This window comes from Priestia flexa NBRC 15715, from assembly GCF_001591565.1.
GTDB lineage: Bacteria > Bacillota > Bacilli > Bacillales > Bacillaceae_H > Priestia > Priestia flexa.
The window spans coordinates 1-8,049 of record NZ_BCVD01000146.1 but is presented as its reverse complement, the minus strand read 5'-3'; the positions used below and the strand labels follow the sequence as shown (position 1 = coordinate 8,049).

Genomic DNA, 8,049 nt, shown 5'->3' with positions numbered 1-8,049 from the left:
TTTTGCAGAGAAGAATATTCTTTCACTATTTTGATGAGGAAGCTCGTCTTTAAAATCAGCGCTCACTTCAACAGCTGAAAACCCAGCTTCTGTTAACCACTCTTTATAAGTAGACTCTGATAACGTTCGCTGAATATGAACCTCATCAAATCGGTCGTACGCTTCAATTTCTTCGTCATACACAAAAAATGTCATATCATGCTGAACGCTTTGATTAGCCTCATTATACTCACAGTTCCAAATATAAGATACATCATCATCTACATATGAAAATGAATTATCCCCAAAAATATTCTTAAGTTTATGCGTTGAATGAACATCAAATAACAAAAAGCCACCTGGAGCTAAATGTTCATAGACACGCATAAACGTTTCTTTAACTTGTTCATCAGTTTGTAGATAATTAAGTGAATCACAAAAGATAACGATACAATCAAACTCCTGCATCAGCTCAAGTTTTGACATATCTTGTTCATATAGCTTTAACGCGATACCTTCGTTTTGCGCTTTCTCTTGCGCAATCACCAACATATCATCCGATAGGTCAATTCCAGTTACCTCATAGCCTTGTTTGGCTAAACGAATTGACATCTCACCAGTTCCGCACCCTACATCAAGAATAGACAGCTTTTCACCCGGCTTAACTTTACGGGATACAAACTGAATCCATTGGTCATATGGAATGTCCGTCATAAGATGGTCGTACACGTAGGCGAATTGCTTATAGCTGCTCATGATTGTAATTCTTCTTGTAAGTCAACAGAAGGCGCGTCTCCCCACAAGCGCTCTAAATTATAGTAGCCACGATCGTCTTTGTGGAAAATATGAACAACAACATCACCTAAATCCACAAGTACCCAACGTGCTTCATCGTACCCTTCCATACGCTTTACCGTAATTTCATGTTCATGCGCTTGCTCTTTCACTTCTCTTGCAATAGCCTGAACCTGCTTATCAGAATTACCATGACAAATGACAAAGTAATCTGCTACGAGTGAAATCCCTTGCATATTCAATGCAACTAAATCCACTGCTTTTTTATCGTCTGCTGCTTTTACCACAAGTGATAATAAATCGCGTTCATTCATTTATGTTTCCTCCTAGAACTAATTCGTTATAAGTATACAGCGTATCTGGGAAAACTCTTTGATTTTTGCTAATCAAAAAGCTAATCGTATTTTTTAATGCTTGAAGTAGCGCTTTATCTAAGTCTTGCTCTGCAAGCTCTCTTACTTCTTCAACTCCAGGAAACTTGCGACCTGGCTCAATATAATCGGCCACATAAATCACTTTCTCTAAAGACGACATCCCTGGTCTCCCCGATGTGTGATAGCGAATAGCATTTAATATGTCCTCATCCGTTAGCCCCACTTCTTTTTCAACTAAGAATGCACCAACTGGAGCATGCCAGAGCTCTGTATTGGCCTCAAGAAGGTGAACAGACATGCTTTCATTTATAATAATCGCTTTCATTTCTTCTTTTGGTCGAAATTTTGCGTAATCATGAAAGATTGCAGCTAATTCGGCTTTTTTTATATCCACATCATATCGCTCGGCTAATTTTACGGCTGTTTCCATGACTCCCAACGTATGAATATATCTTCGTTCTGTTAACTGCTCTCTCACAACAGCTAACGCTTCACTCTGATTCATATAGCTGATTCTCCTCAATATAGTGTTTTACTGATAAAGGCACATAAAAGTCAATGGGACCTTGCACTTTAATACGTTCTCGTATAAATGATGAAGAGATATCCATTTGAGGTGCTTCTACTTCCAGTATTGAATATGGAGATTTCATTTCATATCCAGGCCTCTTCACCCCTACGAATGTCACAAGCTTTTGTAGCTCCTCAATGTTATACCATTTTGGTAAATATTCTACCATGTCTGCCCCGATGATAAAATAAAACTGATTATCTGGATATGTTTCTTTTAAGATGCACATCGTATCAAATGTATATGATATATCGTTACGTTCGAATTCAATCGACTGAACGCGGAATTTAGAATAACCGTCAGTCGCTAAACTAAGCATATTCAAGCGATGATTGGGATCTATTTCTTGTTTCAAGGTTTTATGAGGCGGAATATGCGAAGGCATAAACCAAATTTCATCTAACTTTAATGAAAACAATACTTCATTTGCCATAATTAAATGTCCGATATGGGGAGGGTTAAACGTTCCACCAAAAATACCAATACGTTTCAAAAAATCATAGCTCCTTTTATCATATTAAGCTTCTCTCAACATGTACATATACCCTATCATACGCGTATGATAGGGTGGTATCCTTTTCTTATCGAGGTAATACGATTTGTTTATTTTCGCGTGACTCTTTATAAAGAATGATAGTGTTACCAATTACTTGTACAACTTGAGCTCTAGCACCTTTAGCCAACTGCTCTGCTACCGTATTACGATCTTCTTCACAGTTTTGTAAAATGCTAACTTTTAATAATTCTCTCGCTTCAAGTGCATCTGAAATTTGTTGAATCATATTTTCATTCACTCCACCTTTACCTACTTGGAAGATTGGTGATAAATGATGTGCTTTTGAGCGTAAAAATCGCTTTTGTTTTCCTTTTAACATAAAAACCTCCATGATGCTTTTACTTTTCAGTAAGTTTCTTTAACACAATTTGTTCCATCTTTTTTTGGTCAGGAACGATACCTGTCCACTTTTCAAAAGCAAGCGCGCCTTGTAATACAAACATACCTACGCCATTATGACAATATGCTTGCTTTTGTTTTGCTTCTTTTAATAACTTAGTTTCTAACGGATTGTAAATAATATCACTAACAATTGTTTCTGGGCGAATATGTTGAATGTCGATTGGCGCATCCTCCACATGAGGATGCATTCCCACAGATGTTGTGTTAATAATGACATCAAATGTGTCTACTTTTTTTTCTGCTTCGTCTAATGTGATGGCTGACGCATTAGCTTGAAATGGCAACTGATCAATTAGCCTCTGTGCTTTTTCAACCGTTCGGTTACATATATAGAAAGAGGAAGGGCTATCTTTATGAGATGCTAGCGTGTAAAAAATTGCTTTAGCCGCTCCTCCCGCACCAATAATTGCAACAGCTTTATCTTTTAATGTGCCCCCTACATGCTGCAGTAGAGATGCCACATATCCATCACCGTCTGTATTATATCCAACATAGCGTCCATTTTGATTCACAACTGTATTAACGGCGCCAATTGCTCTAGCTAAAGGGTCCACCTCATCTAAAAGGTCCATGATATCAACTTTATACGGAATCGTCACGTTAAACCCTTTAATCTGCTGCTTTTTTAGCTTTTCAACTTCAACCTTAAAGGAGTCTGGCTCAATTTGAATCGCCTCATAATGAGCGTCTATTCCTAAATTTTCAAACGCATCATTATGCATAAGCGGTGAAAGTGAATGCCCTACTGGATAACCTATTAGTCCATATAACTGCTTCAACCTATTTCCCCTCTTCTTTATATTTAAATTAGTGATTCACGTACAAATACCCCAACACCTTTTGGTGCGTATGCAACTACTTTTGTACCAGGTTCGTTTACCGTCACCCAACCAAGCCCAGAGAACACAATGTCCGTCTTGTCATGCTTGATTGTAAATTCGTGGGCAACAAGCTCAGGAAACTCACTTAGCTGCTCTGGTCTTGGAGGTTGAAGCAACTCTCCCAACTGATTTTCATACAGCGCATCTGCTTTTTCGAGCTTTGTACGATGAATAAGTAACTCGTTTGATACATAGCACGTCAATGATTTACGACCGCCACTTACATAATCTAATCGTGCCAATCCTCCAAAGAACAGCGTCTGTCCTTCATTTAGCTGATAAATTTTAGGCTTAATCTCTTTCTTTGGAGAAATAAGCTTCAAATCGCGCTTATCTACGTAATGTGCCATTTGATGATGATTGATAATACCAGGTGTATCATATAACGATGCGCCATTATCAAGCGGTACATCAATCATATCAAGCGTTGTGCCAGGATATTGAGATGTTGTAATCACATCTTTTTCACCTGTGAATTCTTTAATAATTGCGTTGATAAACGTTGATTTCCCAACATTTGTACAGCCAACAACATAAACATCTTTTCCAAATCGGTAGTGCTCAATAGCTTCAGCAACTTCCTTAATGCCTTGTCCTTTATGCGCACTCATTAAAAAGACATCTACAGGCTTTAACCCAAGATCTTTTGCAGATTTCTTCATCCAGTGAATCAATTTATTTTTCTTCACAGATTTAGGAAGTAAATCCGCTTTATTTCCAACAAGAATGACGTTATTTCCGCCTGCAAAGCGATGTAGACCAGGGAGCCAACTACCGTTAAAATCAAAGATATCTACAACCTTTACGACTAAACCATCCGTTTGGCCAATTCCATTTAGGATTTTCAAGAAGTCGTCATCTGTTAGCGATACGTCTTGAATTTCATTGTAGTGCTTTAAACGAAAACATCTTTGACAAATAATAAACTCTTTTTCAAGTGCAGACTTAGGGGCATAACCAATATCATTTGGACGCTCTGTTTGAATTTCTACCCCACAACCCATGCACTGTAGCTTTTCTTCACTCACTTTTATTCCTCCCAGTTAATCATACCTTTTCTTTTCATCCAAGCTAAAATACGTCGCTCCATTTTACGATTGAATTTTGTAATAAATCCATCCGTTTGCGCAACGGGCACAACTAAAATGGTGTATACACCTAAGCGATTTCCGCCTAGCACGTCTGTTAAAAGCTGGTCTCCGATGACAACTACTTCATCCTTTTGTAGATCCATATCACGCAGTGCTCGTCTAAATGCTTTTCTCATCGGCTTTCTTGCTTGATGAACAAATGGTAACCCTACAGGATTTGAAAAGAGCTTAACTCTCTTTTCCACATTATTCGATACAATAGTAATCTTAATACCATGTTCTTGCATTAACTTAAACCATTCGATAAGCTCAGGAGTTGCGTCAGGTCTGTCCCACTCAACTAGCGTATTATCTAAATCTGTGATAATCCCCTTTACTCCTCGCTCGATTAACTCCTCAGGCTTAATTTGCAATACACTTTTCACATGTTGGTTTGGTAAAAAAAGTTTTAACACGTATTATGCACCTCAACTATATTAATAACGTTCTAAGAACGATTTCTGCCTATCATTATAACGGGGGATATTCATTTTTCCACCAGTTATTTATATTTAAATACTACTTTTTTCATCAGCTGTTGCTTTTGTTGAAATTTCTGCAGTCAAACTATAATCATATCTTAATTTCACCAAAAAAAGAATAAAATGATTAAAAACAAATGAAAAAACCTTAAAATCTTCGATATTTTCTCAAGAAACTTTTCGACAAATTATGCTAACTGGTATTCTGTGGATAATTTTATTCACAGAATACCTTTCAATAGATTATGCATTATTGGTAATTATAAACAAAATACTCACAGCTTATCCACTTATAGTTGTGGATAACAGAACGATTGTTCTATATTTCAATTCATGATACATTATGAATAAGAATTCTATTGGGACACGAGATACTTCTTAGAATTAAAGCACCTATCTTTTTTATAGGAGGTGGCGGCATTATCATGCGAAAATTATCAGATGAACTGCTTATCGAATCATATTATAAAGCTACACAGTTGCAATTAAGCCCGGAGTTCATTCAGCTGATTGAAAAAGAAATTCAACGTCGGTCATTAAAAATAACAATTCAAATTCCATCTTAACTAATAGAAGAGCCTATTTAAGAGCAGTAAAGCTTGTCTGGTACCGTTCCTACTTGACAAGCTTCCCTCTTCCTTAAATAGGTTCTATTTTTTGCTTAGATAGCGTTAAAAAGCTTTACATACGTTCCTGTAATTTTAAGATGCCAAAGTTGAATAGTTCTTTACTAGCCTCTCGTTTACGTCTAAAATGAAATTACGACCTTTTCTATCATTATGCTGTATGAGGTCATCCTCTAAAAGGAGTGAGGAACTTGTTTTTATTAGATTATCTTGATCATACAATTAAAAAGATAAAATCCCAATCAGCAAATGCTTTAACATTACTAAATTTAAGCCTTGGTAGCTTTGCCATTTTATTCATTCTACGTGATGAGTTAAAGCTCAGCCTACTGCTTATTTTTCTTGCAGCGCTAGCTGATCGCTTTGATGGGATGGTTGCCCGGAAGTTAAATATTGAATCAGAACTTGGCAAGCAGCTAGATTCCATGTGCGATATTATATCATTTGGTATTGCCCCTGCTCTACTACTATATCAAAGCATTCTATTTAGCTACGGAGCTTCAGGGGCTGTATTCGCCATTGTATATATTGCATGCGGTGCTCTAAGATTAGCACGCTTTAATATTACAGAGAACAACGGTTACTTTACAGGATTGCCCATTACAGCTGCGGGATGTTTATTAACCTTAAGCTACTTATCTGTACCGTACTTACCATCCTACGTTTTTATGTTTTTAACCATTATTTTATCTTTCCTAATGGTGAGCACATTTAAACTAAAGAAAGTATAACAAAAACCTCATGCTCGCATGAGGTTTTTGTTAATCCCAATAGCATCCAAACCAGTAAAAACCGCCGAAAATAAGTAGTAGTACAAATAAAACAACCAGTAACCCTATTCCCCATCCATATCCTCCACCGCCACAAGATGGATAACATGGATAGCTTGGATAACATCCATATCCGCCATATCCATATGACATAGTTGTCACTCCTCACATACGTATTACTCATAATTTATTCAAAAAGATAGCTTATGTATGGGCAGGTGGCCATTGTGTCTGTACTTCTCAAAAAGAATTCTATGAAACTCGCTTGTCTTGCCGTTATTTTTAACCGTACAGGCACATAGTAAGCCCGCCTAACATATAATTTAATGTCACGGCTTTATCGCTTACACTAACTGGAGGTGTGAAAATGTCAGCTATTATTACAGCGCTCGGATACTTTTTTAAAGAGTTAATATTTCTTGTGTCGTATGTTAAAAATAACGCTTTTCCCCAGCCGCTATCAGCTGCAGAAGAAAAACGCTATTTAACTTTAATGGCTCAAGGAGACCAAGAAGCGAGAAACTTATTAATTGAACATAACCTTCGACTCGTAGCACACATCGTGAAAAAATTTGAAAACACGGGGGAAGACGCTGAAGATCTTATCTCAATTGGAACGATTGGTTTAATCAAAGCGATTGAAAGCTATTCTCAAGGAAAAGGTACAAAGCTCGCAACGTACGCGGCAAGATGTATTGAGAATGAGATTTTAATGCACCTACGCGCTTTAAAGAAAACAAAGAAGGACGTGTCGTTGCACGATCCAATCGGCCAAGACAAAGAAGGAAATGAAATTAGCCTTATTGACATTTTAAAATCTGAATCAGATGATGTTATTGATATGATTCAGCTAAATATGGAATTAGAAAAAATCAAAGAGTACATTGATATTCTTGATGAGCGTGAGAAAGAGGTAATTGTTGGACGATTCGGGCTTGATTTACAGAAAGAAAAAACACAGCGTGAAATAGCTAAGGAACTCAATATATCTAGAAGCTACGTTTCCCGCATCGAAAAACGCGCATTAATGAAAATGTTTCACGAGTTTTATCGCGCTGAAAAAGAAAAAAAGTAAAATGGAAAGAACAATTAATTCTCTTCCACTTTTCTTTATACACCGTTATGATGATAGCTCATCTTTTATTTTCTTCTTTAACTTTTTAGCTCGATAAGCAAAGTAAAATGCTACTAATAATAAAACAACATCTACTCCGGACATGAACATTAATTGAACAAACGTTTTTTCACCTTGCCCAATTAATACACCAATATATAAAAATGTACCTGTAGCTAACAATACATAAATAAATCGTCGATAATCTTCTATTTTTTGTTTAATTAATTTTAATTCTTTTTGATTCATAAGCTTCACCCTTCCCTTAAGCCTTTGCACTTTTCTTAGTACGTGTGGTGACTAGAAACGCTATCTTTATCGTAACATAAAGAACACCAGCACAAGGATGACAATTTATGTAAACAAAAG

13 protein-coding genes are annotated in these 8,049 nt (G+C 36.7%); 3 read left to right on the top strand and 10 right to left on the bottom strand.

Going from position 1 to position 8,049, the window contains the following annotated elements; all coding sequences use genetic code 11:
- From BFL01S_RS17705 to BFL01S_RS17670, 8 genes are all read right to left on the bottom strand, one after another.
- The coding region (locus BFL01S_RS17705; protein ID WP_061786501.1) for a class I SAM-dependent DNA methyltransferase at positions 1–735 on the bottom strand (735 nt) is incomplete at its 3' end.
- Positions 732–1,088: a ribosome silencing factor gene (gene rsfS / locus BFL01S_RS17700; protein ID WP_025911675.1), complete on the bottom strand. Its 357-nt coding sequence runs from the start codon at positions 1,086–1,088 to the stop codon at positions 732–734. The genes rsfS and BFL01S_RS17705, both read right to left, overlap by 4 nt.
- Entirely contained in the window at positions 1,081–1,653 is a 573-nt protein-coding gene (gene yqeK / locus BFL01S_RS17695) for a bis(5'-nucleosyl)-tetraphosphatase (symmetrical) YqeK (RefSeq protein ID WP_025911677.1), read from the bottom strand. Before yqeK ends, rsfS begins: the two co-directional genes overlap by 8 nt.
- Positions 1,640–2,212 carry a nicotinate-nucleotide adenylyltransferase gene (locus BFL01S_RS17690; protein WP_025911679.1) on the bottom strand — a complete coding sequence of 191 codons (573 nt, stop codon included), beginning with the start codon at positions 2,210–2,212 and terminating at the stop codon, positions 1,640–1,642. Before BFL01S_RS17690 ends, yqeK begins: the two co-directional genes overlap by 14 nt.
- Positions 2,213–2,300: 88 nt before the next feature.
- The gene (gene yhbY, locus BFL01S_RS17685; protein WP_025911680.1) at positions 2,301–2,594 is read right to left on the bottom strand and encodes a ribosome assembly RNA-binding protein YhbY; all 294 of its coding nucleotides are present in this window, start codon (positions 2,592–2,594) and stop codon (positions 2,301–2,303) included.
- 19 nt (positions 2,595–2,613) lie between these two features.
- Positions 2,614–3,456 (bottom strand): shikimate dehydrogenase, encoded by an 843-nt coding sequence (gene aroE / locus BFL01S_RS17680; RefSeq protein ID WP_061786500.1) that lies wholly within the window; start codon positions 3,454–3,456, stop codon positions 2,614–2,616.
- Positions 3,457–3,479: 23 nt separating this feature from the next.
- Positions 3,480–4,586 (bottom strand): ribosome biogenesis GTPase YqeH, encoded by a 1,107-nt coding sequence (gene yqeH / locus BFL01S_RS17675; protein WP_025911683.1) that lies wholly within the window; start codon positions 4,584–4,586, stop codon positions 3,480–3,482.
- 2 nt (positions 4,587–4,588) lie between these two features.
- Entirely contained in the window at positions 4,589–5,104 is a 516-nt protein-coding gene (locus BFL01S_RS17670; RefSeq protein WP_061786499.1) for a YqeG family HAD IIIA-type phosphatase, read from the bottom strand.
- A 491-nt stretch (positions 5,105–5,595) separates the two neighbouring features.
- Here BFL01S_RS17670 and BFL01S_RS17665 point away from each other — a divergent pair, with 491 nt between their 5' ends.
- Complete coding sequence (locus BFL01S_RS17665) at positions 5,596–5,736, top strand: sporulation histidine kinase inhibitor Sda (protein ID WP_025911687.1); 141 nt, start codon at positions 5,596–5,598, stop codon at positions 5,734–5,736.
- A 251-nt stretch (positions 5,737–5,987) separates the two neighbouring features.
- The gene (pssA, locus tag BFL01S_RS17660; protein WP_025911688.1) at positions 5,988–6,527 is read left to right on the top strand and encodes a CDP-diacylglycerol--serine O-phosphatidyltransferase; all 540 of its coding nucleotides are present in this window, start codon (positions 5,988–5,990) and stop codon (positions 6,525–6,527) included.
- A gap of 30 nt (positions 6,528–6,557) precedes the next feature.
- Here pssA and BFL01S_RS20835 read toward each other — a convergent pair whose 3' ends face one another.
- Complete coding sequence (locus BFL01S_RS20835; protein WP_167556103.1) at positions 6,558–6,719, bottom strand: hypothetical protein; 162 nt, start codon at positions 6,717–6,719, stop codon at positions 6,558–6,560.
- Positions 6,720–6,933: 214 nt separating this feature from the next.
- Here BFL01S_RS20835 and sigK point away from each other — a divergent pair, with 214 nt between their 5' ends.
- A complete protein-coding gene (gene sigK / locus BFL01S_RS17655) occupies positions 6,934–7,641 on the top strand; it encodes an RNA polymerase sporulation sigma factor SigK (RefSeq protein WP_035321368.1) in 708 nt (235 codons plus the stop codon).
- 45 nt (positions 7,642–7,686) lie between these two features.
- On the opposite strand, the gene BFL01S_RS17650 is transcribed toward sigK, so the two are convergent.
- Positions 7,687–7,929 carry a YrhC family protein gene (locus BFL01S_RS17650; protein WP_025911689.1) on the bottom strand — a complete coding sequence of 81 codons (243 nt, stop codon included), beginning with the start codon at positions 7,927–7,929 and terminating at the stop codon, positions 7,687–7,689.
- Positions 7,930–8,049 lie beyond the last annotated feature (120 nt).